Source organism: Pseudomonas sp. NY15356 (genome assembly GCF_048068175.1).
Lineage (GTDB): Bacteria > Pseudomonadota > Gammaproteobacteria > Pseudomonadales > Pseudomonadaceae > Aquipseudomonas > Aquipseudomonas putida_K.
This window is the reverse complement of record NZ_JBLUPW010000001.1, coordinates 361,279-380,930: the sequence shown is the minus strand read 5'-3', so window position 1 is coordinate 380,930 and position 19,652 is coordinate 361,279. Positions and strand designations below refer to the sequence as shown.

13 protein-coding genes are annotated in these 19,652 nt (G+C 63.5%); 12 read left to right on the top strand and 1 reads right to left on the bottom strand.

Annotation, left to right across the window (positions count from 1 at the left end; all coding sequences use genetic code 11):
* Positions 1 to 115: 115 nt before the first annotated feature.
* Positions 116 to 2,566 (bottom strand): penicillin-binding protein 1A, encoded by a 2,451-nt coding sequence (locus ACNFCI_RS01710; RefSeq protein WP_416767358.1) that lies wholly within the window; start codon positions 2,564 to 2,566, stop codon positions 116 to 118.
* Between the two features lie 163 nt (positions 2,567 to 2,729).
* Between ACNFCI_RS01710 and pilM the strand changes: the two genes are divergently transcribed.
* The 12 genes from pilM (at position 2,730) to ACNFCI_RS01650 (ending at position 19,643) form a co-directional block, all read left to right on the top strand.
* On the top strand, positions 2,730 to 3,590 hold the full coding sequence (pilM, locus tag ACNFCI_RS01705) for a type IV pilus biogenesis protein PilM (RefSeq protein ID WP_368828819.1): 861 nt from the start codon (positions 2,730 to 2,732) through the stop codon (positions 3,588 to 3,590).
* Positions 3,587 to 4,126 carry a PilN domain-containing protein gene (locus tag ACNFCI_RS01700; RefSeq protein ID WP_368828820.1) on the top strand — a complete coding sequence of 180 codons (540 nt, stop codon included), beginning with the start codon at positions 3,587 to 3,589 and terminating at the stop codon, positions 4,124 to 4,126. The genes pilM and ACNFCI_RS01700 overlap by 4 nt, the downstream gene beginning before the upstream one ends.
* A complete protein-coding gene (locus tag ACNFCI_RS01695) occupies positions 4,123 to 5,139 on the top strand; it encodes a pilus assembly protein PilP (protein ID WP_368828821.1) in 1,017 nt (338 codons plus the stop codon). The genes ACNFCI_RS01700 and ACNFCI_RS01695 overlap by 4 nt, the downstream gene beginning before the upstream one ends.
* Positions 5,045 to 6,331, top strand: coding sequence for a type IV pilus secretin PilQ (locus tag ACNFCI_RS01690; protein WP_084853840.1), 1,287 nt, complete (start codon positions 5,045 to 5,047; stop codon positions 6,329 to 6,331). The genes ACNFCI_RS01695 and ACNFCI_RS01690 overlap by 95 nt, the downstream gene beginning before the upstream one ends.
* A 4-nt stretch (positions 6,332 to 6,335) precedes the next feature.
* Positions 6,336 to 6,854 carry a shikimate kinase AroK gene (aroK, locus tag ACNFCI_RS01685; RefSeq protein WP_084853842.1) on the top strand — a complete coding sequence of 173 codons (519 nt, stop codon included), beginning with the start codon at positions 6,336 to 6,338 and terminating at the stop codon, positions 6,852 to 6,854.
* A 97-nt stretch (positions 6,855 to 6,951) separates the two neighbouring features.
* The gene (aroB, locus tag ACNFCI_RS01680; RefSeq protein ID WP_084853844.1) at positions 6,952 to 8,049 is read left to right on the top strand and encodes a 3-dehydroquinate synthase; all 1,098 of its coding nucleotides are present in this window, start codon (positions 6,952 to 6,954) and stop codon (positions 8,047 to 8,049) included.
* 15 nt (positions 8,050 to 8,064) lie between these two features.
* Complete coding sequence (locus tag ACNFCI_RS01675) at positions 8,065 to 9,669, top strand: AAA family ATPase (RefSeq protein WP_084853845.1); 1,605 nt, start codon at positions 8,065 to 8,067, stop codon at positions 9,667 to 9,669.
* A gap of 372 nt (positions 9,670 to 10,041) precedes the next feature.
* Positions 10,042 to 14,487, top strand: a complete 4,446-nt coding sequence (gene gltB / locus ACNFCI_RS01670) for a glutamate synthase large subunit (RefSeq protein ID WP_416767300.1) — start codon at positions 10,042 to 10,044, stop codon at positions 14,485 to 14,487.
* Between the two features lie 106 nt (positions 14,488 to 14,593).
* A complete protein-coding gene (locus ACNFCI_RS01665) occupies positions 14,594 to 16,012 on the top strand; it encodes an FAD-dependent oxidoreductase (RefSeq protein WP_084853848.1) in 1,419 nt (472 codons plus the stop codon).
* 230 nt (positions 16,013 to 16,242) lie between these two features.
* Positions 16,243 to 17,307: a uroporphyrinogen decarboxylase gene (gene hemE / locus ACNFCI_RS01660; protein ID WP_416767298.1), complete on the top strand. Its 1,065-nt coding sequence runs from the start codon at positions 16,243 to 16,245 to the stop codon at positions 17,305 to 17,307.
* A gap of 348 nt (positions 17,308 to 17,655) precedes the next feature.
* On the top strand, positions 17,656 to 19,077 hold the full coding sequence (gene gbpA / locus ACNFCI_RS01655; protein ID WP_416767297.1) for an N-acetylglucosamine-binding protein GbpA: 1,422 nt from the start codon (positions 17,656 to 17,658) through the stop codon (positions 19,075 to 19,077).
* A 53-nt stretch (positions 19,078 to 19,130) separates the two neighbouring features.
* The gene (locus tag ACNFCI_RS01650) at positions 19,131 to 19,643 is read left to right on the top strand and encodes a cytochrome b (RefSeq protein ID WP_416767296.1); all 513 of its coding nucleotides are present in this window, start codon (positions 19,131 to 19,133) and stop codon (positions 19,641 to 19,643) included.
* The last annotated feature ends 9 nt before the right edge of the window (positions 19,644 to 19,652 follow it).

Here is a 19,652-nt window from a genome sequence, read left to right as displayed (position 1 = left end):
TTCAGAGACACCGCCGTACCTGTGGGAGCTGGCTTGCCAGCGATAGGGCCGGAGCAGGCAACTCAAGAGAGTCGCTCCCGCAGGGGCAATCTCCTGAAAGTGGACGTCGCGCCTGCTAGAACAGATCCATCGGCGCGGTTTCGTCCGCCGGCAGCGGGCTGCCGGGGATAGCGCCATTGCCCAGCTCGTCCACCGAAGGCGGCGAATCCTCGGCCTTGAACAGCTCGAAATAGGCGTTCGGCGTGCTCGGTGTGGCCGCGCGGCCGCTGACCGGGTCGACCCGCAGGCTGAGGATGCCCTCCGGCTCGGCGGGCGCGTGCTCGGGTTTGTCCTTGAGTGCCGCGCCCATGAAGCTCATCCAGATCGGCAGCGCCGCGGTGCCGCCATACTCGCGTCGGCCCAGGGTTTCCGGCTGGTCGAAGCCGACCCATACGGTGGTGACATAGTCGGCGTTGTAGCCGGTGAACCAGGCGTCCTTGGATTCGTTGGTGGTGCCGGTCTTGCCTGCCAGGTCGCTGCGACCCAGGGCCAAGGCACGGCGGCCGGTACCGCGCTTGATCACGTCCTGGAGCATGCTGGTGAGGATGTAGGTGGTACGCCCATCGATGATGCGTTCGGCTACCGCTGGTATCTGTAGCTGTGGCGTAGCCTGGCCGGCGACCACGGGCGCTTCGCCGGGCAGGGCGGCGGTGCTGATCGGTTGTTCCGGTGCGGCGATGCCGGCCTGGTCCTGGTCGCCTTGTGGGACCCGGGCCGGGTTGGCGGTGAACAGGGTCTCGCCGTTACGGCTCTCGATGCGCTCGATCAGGTACGGGCTGATCTTGTAGCCGCCGTTGGCGAAGGTGCTCCAGCCAGTGGCGATCTCCATCGGGGTGAGAGTCGCGGTACCCAGGGCCAGGGACAGGTTCGGCGGCAGGTCCTGCTTGTTGAAGCCGAACTTGGTGATGTAGTCGATGGTCTTGCCTACACCCATCGATTGCAGCAGACGGATCGAGACCAGGTTGCGCGACTTGTACAGCGCCTCGCGCATGCGGATCGGGCCGAGGAAGGTGTTGGTGTCGTTCTTCGGGCGCCAGACCTTGTCCAGGTACTCATCGACGAACACGATCGGTGCGTCGTTGACCAGGCTGGCCGCCGTATAGCCGCTGTCGAGTGCGGCACTGTAGACGAATGGCTTGAAGCTCGAGCCCGGCTGGCGCTTGGCCTGCATCGCGCGGTTGTAGTTGCTCTGTTCGAACGAGAAGCCGCCGACCAGGGCGCGGATGGCGCCGCTGTACGGGTCGAGGGTGACCAGGGCGCTCTGCGCGCCGGGGACCTGGCTGAACTTGAGCTTGCCGTCTTCCAGGCGCTGGATGCGGATCAGGTCGCCGACCTGGGCTACGTCCTTCGGCGACTGCGGGGAGCGGCCCTGGGCATTGCTGTTGATGAACGGGCGGGCCCACTTCATGGTGTCCCAGGCGACATGTTCCTGCTGGCCACCGCGGGTCAGCACCTGCAGGCCGTCAGCCTGCACCTGGGTGACGATGGCCGGTTCCAGGCCGCCCAGGATGCGCTGCTTACCCAGCTCCTGCTGCCAGGCTTCGAGGGTCTTGCCCGGGAAGCGCGCCTCCGGGCCTCGGTAGCCGTGGCGTTCATCATAGGCGGACAAGCCGTTGAGCACGGCCTTGTTGGCCATTTCCTGCATGTCGCTCGGCACCGTGGTGGTGACGCGGAAACCTTCGGTGTAGGCCTCGCTGCCATAGCGGCCGACCATTTCGGCGCGGGCCATCTCGGCGATGTAGGGCGCGTTCACTTCCGGCGTCGGTACGTGATAGCTGGCATTGAGCGGCTCGGCCAGGGCGGCTTCGTAGCTAGCCTGGTCGATCTTGCCGAGCTTGTACATGCGCCCCAGGATCCAGTCGCGACGCTCCTTGGCGCGCGCCGGGTTGGCCAGCGGGTTGAAGCGCGAAGGGGCCTTGGGCAGGCCGGCGATCATGGCCATCTGCGCCAGGCTGACGTCACGGATCGACTTGCCGTAGTACACCTGTGCCGCAGCCTCGATGCCGTAGGCGCGGTTGCCCAGGTAGATCTTGTTGACGTACAGCTCGAGGATCTCGTCCTTGGTCAGCTCGCGTTCGATCTGCAGGGCCAGGAGGATCTCGTTGGTCTTGCGCGAGAAGCTGCGTTCGCTGGTGAGGAAGTAGTTCTTCGCCACCTGCATGGTGATGGTGCTGCCGCCAGTCTGGATGTGGCCGGACTTCACCAGCTGGGTCGCGGCACGCATCAGGCTGCTCGGATCGACCCCGTAGTGGTTGAGGAAGTTGTCGTCCTCGGCTGACAGAAGTGCCTGGATGAATTGTGGGGGGATGTCCGCGAAGCGGATCGGCGAGCGGCGCATTTCGCCAAACTCGGCAATCAGCTTGCCGTCGCTGCTGTATACCCTCAAGGGGATCTGCAACTGGATGCTTCTGAGGGACTCGACCGAGGGGAGGCTGGGGCTAAGATACAGAAACGCACCGCTCACACCGAGTACGAGCGCGCAGATGACTGCGACGAAAGACCACCAGAAGAACTTCAGCAGACGTATCAAGGCTTTTGGGTGTCCAGGTTGGGAGTGGATTGCACGCGGTCCGGCGGACAGGAAAAAACGCTGGGCATTATAAGCATTTTTCGCTTTGCCGGGGTGACCGGCCGGCCTGGGCGGTCGGCTCCGGTGGCGCGGTATTGCGACGAACTGTCAGGAAAACGCCATGCTTGGACGCTTCGGCAGGGATGCCGGTTCACTGCTGGGGGTGGAAATTGCCTCCGATTCCGTTCGAATCCTTCAATTGCAAGGGCGTCACGGGCGTCGTTCGGTCGGGGCCTGGGCGCTGGAACCTTTCGAATCGCCGGAGGGCGGGTGGGCTACCCGCCCCGATGTGGTGGCCGGTGCGCTGCGGCGCGCCTGGCATCGCAGCGGTAGCCGGCAACGCCAGGCGGCAGTCGCCCTGCCGGCCTCGGAGGTGATCTGCAAGGTCTGTAGGTTGCCTGCGGGTTTGTCCGAAGCCGAGATGGAGGCACAACTGCTGGTGGAGGCCGAGCGCCTGTTTCCCTTCCCCTTGCAGGACCTGGCGCTGGATTTCCAGGAACTGGAGCCTGCGGCTGGCCAGGCCGGTGAAGCCCGCGTGCTGGTGGGGGCGTGCCGCCAGCAGTCTCTCGCACCATTGGAAGAGGTGCTCGGCAGCGCCGGGCTGCAGCCCGTGGCAGTGGAGGTCGACAGCATTGCCCTGGCGCGGACCCTGCCAGCAGGCGACGGTTCGCCGGCATTGCTTCGGATCGAGCCGGACTGTGCGGTGCTGCATGGCTGGCCGGAGCCTGGTCTGCCCCAGCGGACGACGCTGCGGCTGCTCGCCTCGGAGGATCGTTCACTGGCTGCCGAGCGTGTCGCGCAGTGGTTACGCAGTGCCTTGTCGTTGGCCCTGTGCAAGCCTCTTCTGGTCGCCGCCGACGAAGGTTGGGTCGATGCCTTGTCCGAGCAGTTGGGCATGCCCTGCACGGTATTCCAGCCGTTTACCCGGTGCGAACCAAGCCTGGTGCTGGCGTTGGGCCTGGCGATGGGGGATGCCCGATGAGGGTGCGCCTGAACCTGTTGCCCTGGCGCGAGCATCGCCGCCTGGCTGCTGTGCGGCGGTTCAAGACGGCGCTGGTCGTCTGTCTGCTGTTCGCGCTCGGTGGCGTGATGCTGTTGGACCACCTGGCACGCCAGCGCCTGCAGCAACAAGCCTTGGCGGCCACCGCCAGGCAAGCAGCCTTGCAGCCGGTAGAGCAGGCCCTGGCGCGTATCGAGGCGCTACGTGAGCAGCGCCTGAGCATCGAAGGGCAAACCCGTGCGCTGGCGCGCTTGAGGTCCGGCCAGGGTGCGTTCGTGACAATGCTGCTGGAGCTCGAACGGGTAATACCTGACGGATTGCACCTGAGCGAGCTGCAACTCAAGGATGACGAGGTTCGGCTGTTGGGGCTGACCGCCTCTCCAGCGGTGCTTGCCCAGTTCATGCGTGACTTGACGCAGGCCTCGGTATTGCAAGGCTTGGAGTTGAAACGGCTTCGCAACCTGCCTGCCGGAGACGAGTTCCTGTTGGTCGCGCGCCTATCGGCAACCTGGTCATGAAAGGGCTGGGCGCGGCGCAGTGGTCGGAGTGGGTTGGTCGTTCACGGGTCGTCATGGTGGTTGCCCCTGGGCTGCTCATGCTGGCGGTATTTCTCCTCGGGTGGCTCCTTTTCCTGCGGGAAAGCCATCGGGCCTTGCAGCACGGCGAGACCTCAGCCGATGACTTGCGCCTGGTGCACGAGCGCAAGGCCCAGGCCGCTCGTCAGCTGCAGCCGGCCACCGAGGCGCTGGCCGACCTGCAGCGTCAGTTGCTCGACGCGCGCTGGCGACTTTCGGCAGGGGAGGACATGAGTGACCTGTTGGACGGGTTGGCCAGCTCGGGGCACGCCTTGGGATTGGTGTTCGAGCAGCTCGATGTGTTGCCTGAGGGCGCCGGGCTGGGGTACCGGGTGGTGCCGCTCGAGATCCAGGTCATTGGCACCTATCCGGCCTTGCGATCTTGGCTGCAGGCGTGGCTGGATCAAGTTCGCCTGTTGCGGCCTACGCGTCTGGAATTGACCGGTGTGCAAGGTCGGCCGGGTGTGCGGCGTCTGAGCTTGCAGGTCGAGTCGTACCATCCCGCAGAGGCCCTGGCAGCGCCGGCTTCGTTGGCCCATGAGCCGGCGCGGTCTGTTGCCCAGCCTGCCAGCGTGGATCTGTTCGCGCCGTGGTCGATGCAAAAGCCACCTCGAGGCTTGGCCGGGGTTGCGCTTGCACAGGTGGAAATGGTGGGGAGCCTGTCGCGCAATGGGCGAAACCAGGCGTTGCTCCAGGCTGCGGGTCGCCTTTACCGGGTGGGCGAGGGTGACAGGCTGGGCCGGGACCAGGGCATTGTCGTGGCGGTGAGCGACCAACAGGTCGAAGTGCGTGAGCGTGTGTTCGTCGCAGGTGCCTGGCACGAGCGGACGGCATACCTGAGGCTAAGGAAGCAGGTGGGTAATGAGGTCATGGATGAGCGTGAACGGGCTGGGGAAATGGATGCTGGCGATACTCCTGACGGGCCAGGCCAGCATGGCGCTGGGCAGTCGGGATGAGCCGCTCTCGCTGAACTTCCAGGACATAGAGGTACGTGCGGCGCTGCAGGTGCTCGCCGACTTTGCCGGTGTCAACCTGGTGGCCAGCGACACCGTGCAAGGCAACCTGACCCTGCGCCTGGAGGGGGTTCCCTGGGAGCAGGCCCTTGACCTTGTGCTGCGCAGCAAGGGCTTGGCCCGACGTGAGGAGGGCAATGTACTGCTGGTGGCACCGGCAGCCGAGTTGGCCGAGCAATTTCGCGAAGCACGCTTGGGGCAGGCGCTGGAGGCGCAACAGCAGCCCATGCGTCGGGCATTGCTGCCGATTCACCACGCCAAGGCTGCGGACCTGGCCGAGCTGTTGCTGGCTGCGCTGGCCGACGATGGCATCCTCACCGGGCGCGGCAGCCTGAGCGTGGACGCCCGCACCAACACGTTGGTGGTCTACCAGCCTGCCGATCGGCTGGCCGAACTGCGACAGTTGGTGGCGCAGTTGGACGTGCCGGTGCGCCAGGTGCTGATCGAGGCGCGTATCGTCGAGGCCAATGTCGACTATGAAAAGAGCCTGGGGGTGAAATGGGGCGCGCCGCTGCAGGGCGAGGAGGCTCGCCTGGGCAAGGATCTGTTCGTCGATCTGGGCGTGGAGCGGGCCAGTTCGGGTGTCGGGCTGGGCCTGCTACGTGGGGGCACGTTGCTGGACCTGGAACTCAGTGCCATGGAGAAGAGCGGTAACGGCGAGATCATCTCCCAGCCGAAGGTGGTCACGGCGGACAAGGAAACGGCGCGGATCCTCAAGGGTACGGAGGTCCCCTACCAGGAAACCAGCAAGAGCGGCGCCACCTCCATCTCGTTTCGCGAAGCATCGCTTTCATTGGAGGTCACGCCGCAGATCACGCCGGACGGCAAGGTGATCATGGCGGTGAGGGTGACCAAGGACGAGCCTGACTACGTCAATGCACTGAACAACGTACCGCCGATCCGCAAGAACGAGGTCAACGCCAAGGTCCGGGTGGCCGATGGCCAGACCATCGTCATCGGTGGCGTCTACTCGACCACGCAAAACAAAGTGGTCGACAAGGTGCCATTTTTAGGCGATCTGCCGTATGTTGGGCGGCTGTTTCGACGCGATGCATTACAAGAGAAAAAATCCGAGCTGCTGGTCTTCCTGACTCCGCGTATCATGAGTGACCAGGCGATTGCTGTGAGTCGTTGATTCTGTGCGAAATTTGATACTTGTGGGGCCCATGGGCGCTGGTAAAAGCACCATCGGACGCCTTTTGGCCAAAGAGCTGCGCCTGCTGTTCAAGGATTCCGACAAGGAAATCGAGCTGCGAACCGGCGCCAATATCCCGTGGATCTTCGACAAGGAAGGCGAGCCGGGTTTTCGTGACCGTGAGCAGGCCATGATCGCCGAGCTTTGCGCCCTCGATGGCGTGGTCCTGGCAACCGGTGGCGGTGCAGTGATGCGCGAGGCCAACCGCAAGGCCCTGCACGACGGCGGGCGGGTGATCTACCTGCACGCCTCGGTGGAGCAGCAGGTCGGGCGTACCGCCCGCGACCGCAACCGCCCTTTATTGCGCACGGCCAACCCCGAGGCGACCCTGCGCGCCCTGTTGGAAACCCGGGACCCGCTGTACCGAGAGATTGCCGACCTGGTGGTGGAAACCGACGAACGGCCGCCGCGCATGGTGGTGCTCGACATTCTCGAGCGCCTGGAGAAGTTGCCGCCCCGGTAAGCCGGGACTATGCTCGGCGACCAACGCCGAGGCGGGTTGAACGTTACCGCGCGGTGTCGCCTGGACGATGCCGCGCCCTAGTACATTGTGGGGATACATGCAGACACTAAAGGTCGACCTGGGCGAACGCAGCTACCCGATCTACATTGGCGAAGGCCTGCTGGACCAGCCCGAACTGCTGGCACCGCACATTGCCGGGCGGCAGGTCGCCATCGTTTCCAACGAAACCGTCGCGCCCCTGTATCTCGAGCGCCTGAGCCGAACCCTCGGTGCCTATTCGGTGCTGCCGGTGGTGCTGCCCGATGGCGAGGCCCACAAGAACTGGCAAACCCTGCAACTGATCTTCGATGCCCTGCTCACTGCGCGCCACGACCGCCGCACCACCGTGGTAGCCCTGGGCGGTGGCGTGATCGGCGACATGGCTGGTTTCGCCGCCGCCTGCTACCAGCGCGGCGTCGACTTCATCCAGGTGCCGACCACCCTGTTGTCCCAGGTGGACTCGTCGGTAGGCGGCAAGACCGGCATCAACCACCCGCTGGGCAAGAACATGGTCGGCGCGTTCTACCAGCCCAATGCGGTCCTGATCGACACCACTAGCCTCAAGACCCTGCCCGAGCGCGAGCTGTCGGCGGGCCTGGCGGAAGTGATCAAGTACGGCCTGATCTGCGACGAGCCATTCCTGACCTGGCTCGAAGAACACATGGGGGCCTTGCGCGCGCTGGAGCCTGCCGCCCTGACCGAGGCCATCCGCCGCTCCTGCGCCGCCAAGGCGGCCGTGGTCGGTGCCGACGAGCGCGAGTCCGGCGTGCGGGCGACCCTGAACCTCGGCCACACCTTCGGCCATGCCATCGAGACCCACATGGGCTATGGCATCTGGCTGCATGGAGAGGCGGTGGCCGCTGGTACCGTGATGGCCCTGGAGATGTCCATGCGCCTGGGCTGGATCGACCAGCCCGCGCGGGACCGTGGCATTCGCCTGCTGCAGGCTGCAGGCCTGCCGGTGGTGCCGCCCGAGGAAATGACCCCAGCGCATTTCATGGAGCACATGGCGGTCGACAAGAAGGTGCTCGACGGTCGCTTGCGCCTGGTGCTGCTGCGCCAGATGGGCGAGGCCGTGGTGACCGACGACTATCCGAAAGAGATTCTTCAAGCCACGCTGGCGGCGGACTACCGCGCGATCGTGGCCCAGCTTTGAGGTTGTGACAGCGCGATGACCAGTTTGCATGCCGATGAGGCGTTTCTCGACCACTACCAGTTGAGCCATGACCCGTTCGCACCTCGGGTGCCCGGCTTCAAGTTCTTCCCCGCCCAGCGCAAGCCGGTGCTGGGCCAGCTCCATCACCTGGCACGCTACAGCCAGCTGATGCTGGTGGTCACCGGCCCCATGGGCAGCGGCAAGACCCTGCTGCGCCAGGCCCTGGTGGCCAGCACCAACAAGCAGTCGGTGCAGAGCGTAGTGGTGTCTGCTCGCGGCGCGGGCGATGCGGCCAGCGTGCTCGGCCAGGTGGCCCAGGCGCTCGACGTGGCCCATGCCGAGGTCCAGGCCATTCTTGCTCAGGTGGTGCAATTGGCACTGACCGGCCAGGAAGTCTATTTGCTGGTGGACGATGCGGAACAACTGGACGAGTCGGCACTCCAAGCGTTGCTGGAGTTGGCGGCCGGCGTTCCTGAAGGGCGTCCGCACGTATTCCTGTTCGGCGAGCCGTCGTTGATCGCTGGCCTGGAAGGGCTCGATGCCGGTGGCGAGCGGTTCCATGTCATCGAGCTTGCCCCGTACAGTGAGGAGGAGACCCGCGAGTACCTGGAGCAGCGCCTGGATGGCGCGGGCCGAGGCATCGAGGTGTTCACCCGCGAACAGATCGTCGACATCCATGAAAACTCGGACGGCTGGCCTGGAACGATCAACCAGGTTGCCCGCGATACCTTGATCGAAGCCATGATCGCCAGCCGCAGTACGGCCAAGCGACCATCCATGGGGTTCAATATGCCTAAGAAACATGTGCTAGCGCTGTCCGCTGTCGTCGTGGTCGCGGTTGCCGCGGCGGTGCTGATGCCCAAGAAGAGCGACAAACCCGCCGAGGCGCCGGCCGCCCAGGCCCAGCTGCCTCTGGGCGAAGGCCAGCCGGCCATCGAGTTCTCCGGCTCATCGCAGCCCATGCCGCTGCCGCTGGTTGGTCAATCGCAGCCGGTGATGCGTGAGCCGCTGGCCCAGGCGGCCGGGATGGGTGACGGCGAGGAAGGCAGCCCGGCTGGCGACACCGCGCTGCAACCCGCGACGCCACCGACCGTGACCACGACCGCGCCGCCGCAGGGCGTGCCTGCTGGCCCTGCACCGGCTCCAGCGCAGCCTGTGACCAATGCTGCGCCCCAGACCATCGCCACGGCGCCCGCGCAGCCGGTTGCGCCGGCGCCCAAGCCTGTTGCCACCCAGCCGGCCAAGCCGGTTGCACCTGCCAAGCCTGCTCCGGCACCGACCCAGGTGGCCACGGCCAAGCCTGCGGCCAAACCTGCCGCGGGCGGTTCGGGCAACAGCAGCTGGTACACCGGCCAGAAAGCCGGCAACTACGTGGTGCAGATCCTGGGGACCAGCTCCGAGGCGTCGGCCCAAGCCTTCGTCAAGGCCCAGGGTGGCGACTATCGCTACTTCAAGAAAACCCTGCAGGGCAAGCCGCTGTACGTGGTCACCTACGGTAATTTCGCCAATCGCGATGCAGCGGTTGCGGCAATCAAGAACTTGCCAGCCAAGGTCCAGGCTGGTAAACCTTGGCCTCGTACCGTCGGCAGCGTCCAACAAGAGCTGGCGGCGGCCCGCTGATACCTTCCGGGCGGCAACATCCCGCCGCCCAGTTGCAAAGCGATTCCCGACTTGCAGAGCCTGCTGCGCCTGAGCGCGGCAGGCTTTTCTGTCCCAGACTGCCGGCCACAAGCCCACTCTTGCAGTCCTGGCTGAAACGCTTCAGACTCGAGCCAAGCCGCTACCACGGCTCATGGCGCAAAAACATTCAAAAATGCGACATAAGTTTTCAATGATGCGTCATGAAAATTTGTGGGCGTTGCTGTCCCTGTGCAACAATGGTTTCCCATTGCCCACCGCAAAAAGCTGGCGTTTGATCGGCGTGGATGGTAAGTGGTTGTACTAAAAAGAGATTTGCCTTCGTTGAGAGGCGAACCTGGTGAGAAAGTGTCTATGAAAACAGGTCTGTACCATCCCGAAGAATTCAAGGACAACTGTGGTTTCGGCCTGATCGCCCATATGACGGGCGAGGCGAGCCACCATCTTCTGCAAACCGCCATGCAGGCACTGACCTGTATGACCCACCGCGGCGGTATCAACGCCGACGGCAAGACCGGCGACGGTTGCGGCCTGCTGATGCAGAAGCCCGATCAGTTCCTGCGTGCCGTGGCCCAGGAACACTTCGCCGTCGAGCTGCCCAAGCAGTATGCCGTCGGCATGGTGTTCTTCAACCAGGACCCGGTGAAGGCCGAAGCGGCCCGCGCCAACATGGACCGCGAAATCGTCAATGCCGGCCTGAAGCTGATCGGCTGGCGCAAGGTGCCTATCGACACCCGCGTACTCGGCCGCCTGGCCCTGGAGCGCCTGCCGCAGATCGAGCAGGTGTTCATCGGCGGTGAAGGCCTGAGCGACCAGGAGTTCGCGATCAAGCTGTTCAGCGCGCGTCGTCGCTCGTCCGTGGCCAACGCCCACGACGCTGACCACTACATCTGCAGCTTCTCGCACAAGACCATCATCTACAAAGGCCTGATGATGCCGGCGGACCTCGCCGCCTTCTTCCCGGACCTGGGCGATGAACGCCTGAAGACCGCCATCTGCGTCTTCCACCAGCGCTTCTCCACCAACACCCTGCCGAAGTGGCCGCTGGCCCAGCCCTTCCGCTTCCTCGCCCACAACGGCGAGATCAACACCATCACCGGCAACCGCAACTGGGCCGTGGCCCGTCGCACCAAGTTCGCCAACGACCTGATCCCCGATCTCGAAGAGCTCGGCCCGCTGGTCAACCGCGTCGGTTCGGACTCCTCGAGCATGGACAACATGCTCGAACTGATGGTCACCGGTGGCATCGACCTGTTCCGCGGCGTGCGCATGCTGGTGCCGCCGGCCTGGCAGAACGTCGAGACCATGGACGCCGATCTGCGCGCCTTCTACGAATACAACTCCATGCACATGGAGCCGTGGGACGGCCCGGCCGGTATCGTCATGACCGAAGGCCGCCACGCGGTCTGCCTGCTCGACCGTAACGGCCTGCGCCCGGCGCGCTGGGTCACCACCAAGAACGGCTACATCACCCTGGCGTCGGAAATCGGTGTGTGGGACTACAAGCCCGAGGACGTCCTGGCCAAGGGCCGCGTCGGCCCGGGCCAGATCTTCGCCGTGGACACCGAGACCGGCCAGATCCTCGACACCGATGCTATCGACAACCGCCTCAAGTCGCGCCACCCATACAAGCGCTGGCTGCGCCAGCACGCCCTGCGCATCCAGGCGACCCTGACCGACGACCAGGGCGTGGCCAGCTACGATGCCGACCAGCTCAAGCAGTACATGAAGATGTTCCAGGTCACCTTCGAGGAGCGTGACCAGGTGCTGCGTCCGCTCGGTGAACAAGGCCAGGAAGCCGTGGGCTCGATGGGCGACGACACGCCGATGGCCGTATTGTCCCAGCGCGTGCGTTCGCCGTACGACTTCTTCCGCCAGCAGTTCGCCCAGGTGACCAACCCGCCGATCGACCCGCTGCGCGAAGCGATCGTTATGTCCCTGGAGATCTGCCTGGGTGCAGAGCGCAATATCTTCCAGGAGTCCCCGGAGCATGCCTCCCGGGTGATCCTCAGCTCGCCGGTGATCTCCCCGGCCAAGTGGCGCTCGTTGATGAACCTCGAGCGCGAGGGCTTCGACCGCCAGCTGATCGACCTCAACTACGAGGAAAGCGTCGGCCTGGAAGCGGCCATCCGCAATATCGCCGACCAGGCCGAAGAGGCCGTGCGCAGCGGCAAGACCCAGCTGGTGCTGAGCGACCGCTATATCGCCCCGGGCAAGCTGCCTGTGCACGCTTCCCTGGCCGTCGGCGCAGTGCACCACCGTCTGACCGAACAGGGCCTGCGGTGCGACAGCAACATCCTGGTGGAAACCGCCACCGCCCGTGACCCGCATCATTTCGCGGTGCTGATCGGCTTCGGTGCGTCCGCCGTGTACCCGTACCTGGCCTACGAAGTCCTGGCCGACCTTATCCGCACCGGCGAGGTGCTCGGCGACCTGGACGAAGTCTTCAAGTACTACCGCAAGGGCATCTCCAAAGGCCTTCTGAAGATCCTGTCGAAGATGGGTATCTCGACCATCGCTTCGTACCGTGGCGCCCAGCTGTTCGAAGCCGTGGGCCTGGCCGAGGAAGTGGTCGGCCTGAGCTTCAAGGGTGTGTCCAGCCGGATCAAGGGCGCACGTTTCGTCGACCTGGAGAGCGACCAGAAGCTGCTGGCCGCCGAAGCCTGGAGTGCGCGCAAGCCGATCCAGCAGGGCGGCCTGCTCAAGTTCGTCCACGGTGGCGAATACCACGCCTACAACCCGGATGTGGTCAATACCCTGCAGGCTGCCGTGCAGCAGGGCGACTACGCCAAGTTCAAGGAATACACCACGCTGGTCGACCAGCGTCCGGTGTCGATGATCCGCGACCTGCTGAAAGTGAAGGTCGCTGACCAGGCGCTGCCGTTGGAGCAGGTCGAGCCGCTGGAAGAGATCCTCAAGCGTTTCGACTCCGCAGGCATCTCCCTCGGTGCCCTGTCGCCGGAAGCCCACGAAGCCCTGGCCGAGGCCATGAACCGCCTGGGCGCGCGCTCCAACTCCGGTGAGGGCGGCGAAGACCCGGCGCGCTACGGCACCATCAAGAGCTCGAAGATCAAGCAGGTGGCTACCGGCCGTTTCGGCGTCACCCCCGAATACCTGGTCAATGCTGAAGTGCTGCAGATCAAGGTGGCCCAGGGCGCCAAGCCCGGTGAGGGCGGTCAGCTGCCCGGCGGCAAGGTCAACGGCCTGATCGCCCGCCTGCGCTATGCCGTGCCGGGCGTGACCTTGATCTCGCCACCGCCGCACCATGACATCTACTCGATCGAAGACCTGGCCCAGCTGATCTATGACCTCAAGCAGGTCAACCCGCAGGCCCTGGTATCGGTCAAGCTCGTGGCCGAGGCGGGGGTGGGCACCATCGCCGCCGGCGTGGCCAAGGCCTATGCCGACCTGATCACCATCTCCGGCTATGATGGTGGCACCGGCGCTTCGCCGCTGACCTCCATCAAGTATGCCGGCGCCCCATGGGAACTGGGCCTGGCCGAAACCCACCAGACCCTGCGCGGCAACGACCTGCGCGGCAAGGTGCGGGTGCAGACCGACGGCGGCCTGAAAACCGGCCTGGATGTGATCAAGGCCGCGATCCTCGGCGCCGAAAGCTTCGGCTTCGGCACCGCGCCGATGATCGCCCTGGGTTGCAAGTACCTGCGCATCTGCCACCTGAACAACTGCGCCACGGGCGTGGCCACGCAGAACGACAAGCTGCGCAAGGATCACTACATCGGTACCGTCGACATGGTGGTGAACTTCTTCACCTTCGTCGCCATCGAGACCCGCGAGTGGTTGGCCAAGCTGGGCGTGCGCAGCCTGGGCGAGCTGATCGGCCGCACCGACCTGCTGGAAGTGCTGCCTGGCGACACCGAGCGCCAGCAGTTCCTGGACCTGTCGCCGCTGCTGGGCAGCTCGCATATCCCGGCCGACAAGCCCCAGTTCTGTGAAGTCGACAAGAACCCTCCGTTCGACAAGGGCGAGCTGGCCGAGAAGATGGTCGAGATGGCCCTGCCGGCCGTTCGCGACCTGGCCGGTGGCGAGTTCAGCCTGGATATCTGCAACTGCGATCGCTCCATCGGTGCGCGTGTCTCCGGCGAGATCGCCCGCCTGCATGGCAACCAGGGCATGGCCGGCGCGCCGATCACCTTCCGCTTCAAGGGCACCGCAGGCCAGAGCTTCGGGGTATGGAACGCCGGTGGCCTGAACCTGCACCTGGAAGGCGACGCCAACGACTACGTCGGCAAGGGCATGACCGGGGGCAAGCTGACCATCGTGCCGCCTGCCGGCAGCCCGTTCGAAACCCAGCACAGCGCCATCATCGGCAATACCTGCCTGTATGGCGCCACCGGCGGCAAGCTGTTCGCTGCCGGCACCGCGGGCGAGCGCTTCGCTGTGCGTAACTCCGGCGCCCACGCTGTGGTCGAGGGTACCGGCGATCACTGCTGTGAATACATGACCGGCGGCTTTGTCTGCGTCCTGGGCAAGACCGGTTACAACTTCGGTTCTGGCATGACGGGCGGTTTCGCCTACGTGCTCGACATGGACAACACCTTCGTCGACAAACTCAACCACGAGCTGGTGGAAATCCAGCGGATCAGTGGCGAGGCGATGGAGGCCTACCGCAGCCACCTGGCGCGGATCCTTGCCGAATACGTGGAAGAAACCGGCAGCGAGTGGGGGCGCGAGCTCTCGGAGAACCTGGACGACTACGTGCGGCGCTTCTGGCTGGTCAAGCCGAAGGCGGCCAACCTCAAGCAACTGCTGTCCAGCACCCGTGCCAACCCGCAGTAACAACAGCTGCAAGTGGCAAGCCCCGTGCGCGGGGCTTGCCCGGCTCAAGTGATCGTCTTGCAGCTTGCGGCCCAGGCCAGCAACTGCGGTATAGAGGTTTTGAAAAATGGCTGAACGTCTGAACAACGACTTCCAGTTCATCGAAGTAGGGCGCAAGGACCCCAAGAAGAAGCTCCTGCGCCAGCGCAAGAAGGAGTTCGTGGAAATCTACGAACCCTTCAAGCCGCAACAGTCCGTGGAGCAGGCACACCGCTGCCTGGGCTGCGGCAACCCGTATTGCGAGTGGAAGTGCCCGGTGCACAACTTCATCCCCAACTGGCTGAAGCTGGTGTCCGAAGGCAACATCCTCGCGGCGGCAGAACTTTCGCACCAGACCAACACCCTGCCGGAAGTGTGCGGCCGCGTGTGCCCGCAGGACCGCCTCTGCGAAGGTGCCTGCACGCTGAACGACGGTTTTGGCGCAGTGACCATCGGCTCGGTGGAGAAGTACATCACCGATACCGCCTTCGCCATGGGCTGGCGCCCGGACATGTCCAAGGTCAAGCCGACCGGCAAGCGCGTCGCGATCATCGGCGCGGGCCCAGCGGGCCTGGGGTGTGCCGACGTGCTGGTGCGTGCCGGCGTGACCCCGGTGGTGTTCGACCGCAACCCAGAGATCGGCGGCCTGCTGACCTTCGGCATCCCCGAGTTCAAGCTGGAAAAGACCGTGCTCAGCAATCGCCGCGACGTCTTCACCGGCATGGGCATCGAGTTCCGCCTGAACACCGAGGTGGGCAAGGACATCACCATGGAGCAGCTGCTCGCCGATTACGACGCGGTGTTCATGGGCATGGGCACCTACACCTACATGAAGGGCGGCTTCCCCGGCGAAGACCTGCCAGGTGTGCATGACGCCCTGGACTTCCTGATCGCCAACGTCAACCGCAACCTGGGCTTCGAGAAGTCGCCGGAAGACTTCGTCGACATGCAGGGCAAGAAGGTCGTGGTGCTTGGTGGTGGCGACACCGCGATGGACTGCAACCGCACGTCGATCCGCCAGGGCGCCAAGTCGGTGACCTGTGCCTACCGTCGTGACGAAGCCAACATGCCGGGTTCGCGCCGCGAGGTGAAGAACGCCAAGGAAGAGGGCGTGAAGTTCCTCTACAACCGTCAGCCCATCGCCATCGTCGGCGAGGACAAGGTCGAAGGTGTGAAGGTGGTCGAGACCCGTCTCGGCGAGCCGGACGCCCGTGGCCGCCGCAGCCCCGAGCCGATCCCGGGCTCCGAGGAGATCCTGCCGGCCGATGCCGTGGTGATCGCCTTCGGCTTCCGCCCGAGCCCGGCGCCGTGGTTCGAGCAGCATGGTATCCAGCTGGACAGCCAAGGCCGCGTGGTGGCGCCGGAGAAGGGCAAGTTCAAGCACCAGACCAGCAACCCGAAAGTGTTCGCCGGTGGTGACATGGTGCGCGGTTCGGATCTGGTGGTTACTGCCATCTTCGAAGGTCGTACGGCCGCTGAAGGTATCTTGGACTACCTGGAAGTCTGATCCATTGTTGGGGGCCGCTGTGCGGCCCTTTCGCGGCGCAAGGCCGCTCCTACAGGATATGCGCGATCCCCCTGTAGGAGCGGCCTTGCGCCGTGAAAGGGCTGCAAAGCAGCCCCCTCTATGCATTTTGTATACAAAAACCATTGATCCACGGCATCCAATAGACAAACAGCCGTGCCTTTTCTCTGTACGTCTGAGAAAATGCCCGCACTTTTTTGCTGGATGCCGACATGACTGCCCTGAAGAACGATCGTTTCCTGCGTGCACTGCTCAAGCAACCCGTAGACGTCACCCCGGTCTGGATGATGCGCCAGGCTGGCCGCTACCTTCCGGAATACCGCGCCAGCCGTGCCAAGGCCGGTGATTTCATGAGCTTGTGCATGAACCCGCAGTTCGCCTGCGAGGTCACCCTGCAGCCGCTGGACCGCTACCCGCTGGATGCGGCGATTCTCTTCTCGGACATCCTCACCATCCCCGACGCCATGGGCCAGGGCCTGTACTTCGAAACCGGCGAAGGCCCGCGTTTCAAGAAGGTCGTCAGCACCCTGGCCGACATCGAGGTGCTGCCGGTTCCCGACCCGCAGAAGGACCTGGGCTATGTGATGGACGCCGTCAGCACCATCCGCCGCGAGCTCAACGGCCGCGTGCCGCTGATCGGCTTCTCCGGCAGCCCCTGGACCCTGGCCACTTACATGGTCGAAGGCGGTTCCTCCAAGGACTTCCGCAAGACCAAGGCCATGCTCTACGACAACCCCCAGGCGATGCACCTGCTGCTGGACAAGCTGGCCCAGTCGGTCACCCGCTACCTCAATGGCCAGATCCAGGCCGGTGCCCAGGCGGTGCAGATCTTCGATACCTGGGGCGGCAACCTGTCGGCGGCGGCCTACCAGGAATTCTCCCTGGCCTACATGCGCAAGATCGTCAGCGGCCTGATTCGCGAACACGATGGGCGCAAGGTGCCGGTGATCCTGTTCACCAAGAACGGCGGCATCTGGCTGGAAAGCATCGCCGAAGCCGGCGCCGATGCCCTGGGCCTGGACTGGACCTGCGAAATCGGCGATGCCCGTCGCCGTGTGGGCGACAAGGTCGCGCTGCAAGGCAACATGGACCCGACCGTGCTGTACGCCAAGCCCGAGGCCATTCGCCAGGAAGTGGCGCGGATTCTCGAAAGCTACGGGCATGGCAGCGGCCATGTGTTCAACCTGGGGCACGGCATTACCCCGGAAGTGGACCCGGAGCATGCTGGTGTGTTCATCAATGCAGTGCATGAATTGTCGGCGCGGTATCACGGCTGAGCCGAAGGGAAGGGTTCTCCTGCAATAGGGGAACCCACCTATTAAAGAACTACCGCTTCAATACCTTATATTGACCTCGCGAGTTCACTATTGCCGCACTTATTTGGTGCGTGGGTGAACAAAATTATTTTTTGTTAATAAAAATTACTCTGATTAATTGGTGTGGTTATTACCTACTAATCTTGCGAGGTATGTAGAACTTTCCTACATAAAGAGCTCCGATGACGTAGTTAGATTGCGATCGTCACGTGCGCCGGTCTTACTGGGTGCTTACTGGCTATTAGAGTCTAATAATTTCTTCGGAGTTTTCTTGTGACTACCAGAAGTGTAATGTGTAAAGGGTTTGCCTTGAGCGGCCTTTGGGTCGCGGTCCTTGGTGCGGGCCTGCATGCGCAGGTGGTAAATGCGCATGGACATCTTGCTGACCCACCTTCTCGCGCTGCGCTCTGCCATGCGAAGTATCAAAATCAGAACGTCGATTGTGGACAAGTCCAATACGAACCTTGGTCTGTCGGTGAGGTTGTCGGGAGCTTCCCTGGCGCAGGTCCTGCCGATGGGGTAATTGCAAGTGGTGGCGTTCGCCTCGATTTCGCAGCGCTTGACGAACAGTCCGCCAACCGTTGGCACCTGACGCCGATTGTCGACCGCAATGTTCAGTTTGCTTGGCACTACGAAGCTCCACATCCTGTGAAGAACTGGGAGTACTTCATTACCAAGGCAGATTGGAATCCTAACCAGAAATTGACGCGGGCCTCGTTCGACTCGACTCCGTTCTGCAGAGTTGAGGGACATAATCAGATACCTAACCCAGGGACAGGCACCAACCCAACGCATAGTTGCACCTTGCCTGCAGACCGGTCGGGGCAGCATGTCATTCTGGCTATGTGGGACGTTGGGGATACAGACAAAACCTTCCATAGCGTTGCTGATGTCGATATCCAACTCGATGGCGGTCCTGCCCCGGAATGGCCTCGCCTGGCAGAAATCTCGCCAAACCGCGATCTCGAAGTTGGAGACAAAGTCATTGCCCGTGCATTTGACGCCAACGGCGAGAACCAGGCATTCAGGGTGACCATCACAATCGATAATGCTGAAGAAGCGATTGGCGCCAACTGGGCCTTCAAGCTCGCTAAGCGGATCAACGAAACCCAGACGCTGGTGCGTGCCGGCAAGCTGGACGCCGAGGGCAATATCGAGCCTGTGCCAGGTTCCAATACCATCTTCGCCAAAGTGGAGAGTGGTCTGACCAACTATATCGTTGACATCGAGGCCGCTGCGGGCGACCCAGCCACCATGCACCTGCATGACGTCAAGCCTGAATACACGCTTAAAGACGGCAAGACCACGATGGACTTCAGCGTAATGAGCAACAAGGCGCTGAAGGTCAAGGCCCAGCTGTTCGATGCCAACAACAAGCAAGTCGGCTTTGCTCAACAAGCGGTCAACGGCACTGCCAAGTTCGTGTTGAATGTCGAGAGCGTCGAAGGTGCGCATACTCTCAAGGTCGTAGGTGTGGACAAGGGCGAGCGCGTGTTGCTGCAGGAAGAGCGCACTGTTGAGCTGAAGGCCGCAGGCAACGTGGAATACGACTTCGAATACCCGCAGTCCATCAGCAGCTACGTAGCTGGCACCAAAGTGCTGCAGCGCAAGACCGGAGAAGTCTTCGAGTGCAAGCCATTCCCTTACAGCGGCTGGTGCAGCAACCCTAGCGCTATCCATTACGAGCCCGGTTTCGGAAGCAACTGGTCCGACGCTTGGAACAAGCTCTAACGGATTGAACCGGGTACCCGTTAACGGGTACTCGGTTTCCTATCGGTATTTTTATGCAAGTGCAAAAGTATTGCTGGCAGCGGATCCTCCTGCACTGGATCTCTGCCCTGGTCATCATCTGGGTGCTGATCAGTGGCTTCTATGTCGCGCACATGGATGTCGCCACCACCACATTCCATGCCGTTGCGTTCTTCAATGTCGCCCTGACCACGCTGTTCATCCCGGTCTTCTTGCTGCGTTGGCTGGTGCGTTTGGTCAAGCCCGCGCCCAAGAGCCTGCATGACGACCCGCGCAATCGCCGCATCGTCCATGTCGTGCATGAAGCCCTGTACTGGACCATCGCCACCGTCCTGTTGTCCGGTGTGCTGATGATGGACCGCGACATCGATGTCTTCGGCTGGTTCGCCATCGCGCCGGTGCTGAGCGACCCGTTCTGGCACGGTGTCTGGTTCAACATCCACATTGCATCCTGCCTGCTGTTGGCGCTGGGCGTGGCGATGCATATCGCCGCGGTGGTGCTGCATGAGCTGTCCGGGCGGCGAGTACTTCGGCGGATGCTGCCCTGAATCCGATGA

Coding starts and splice junctions, on each gene's coding strand:
- gltB (WP_416767300.1), top strand. CDS start 10,042: ATGAAAACAGGTCTGTACCATCCCGAAGAATTCAAGGACAACTGTGGT.
- ACNFCI_RS01665 (WP_084853848.1), top strand. CDS start 14,594: ATGGCTGAACGTCTGAACAACGACTTCCAGTTCATCGAAGTAGGGCGC.
- ACNFCI_RS01675 (WP_084853845.1), top strand. CDS start 8,065: ATGACCAGTTTGCATGCCGATGAGGCGTTTCTCGACCACTACCAGTTG.
- pilM (WP_368828819.1), top strand. CDS start 2,730: ATGCTTGGACGCTTCGGCAGGGATGCCGGTTCACTGCTGGGGGTGGAA.
- ACNFCI_RS01695 (WP_368828821.1), top strand. CDS start 4,123: ATGAAAGGGCTGGGCGCGGCGCAGTGGTCGGAGTGGGTTGGTCGTTCA.
- ACNFCI_RS01690 (WP_084853840.1), top strand. CDS start 5,045: ATGAGGTCATGGATGAGCGTGAACGGGCTGGGGAAATGGATGCTGGCG.
- aroB (WP_084853844.1), top strand. CDS start 6,952: ATGCAGACACTAAAGGTCGACCTGGGCGAACGCAGCTACCCGATCTAC.
- hemE (WP_416767298.1), top strand. CDS start 16,243: ATGACTGCCCTGAAGAACGATCGTTTCCTGCGTGCACTGCTCAAGCAA.
- ACNFCI_RS01650 (WP_416767296.1), top strand. CDS start 19,131: ATGCAAGTGCAAAAGTATTGCTGGCAGCGGATCCTCCTGCACTGGATC.
- ACNFCI_RS01700 (WP_368828820.1), top strand. CDS start 3,587: ATGAGGGTGCGCCTGAACCTGTTGCCCTGGCGCGAGCATCGCCGCCTG.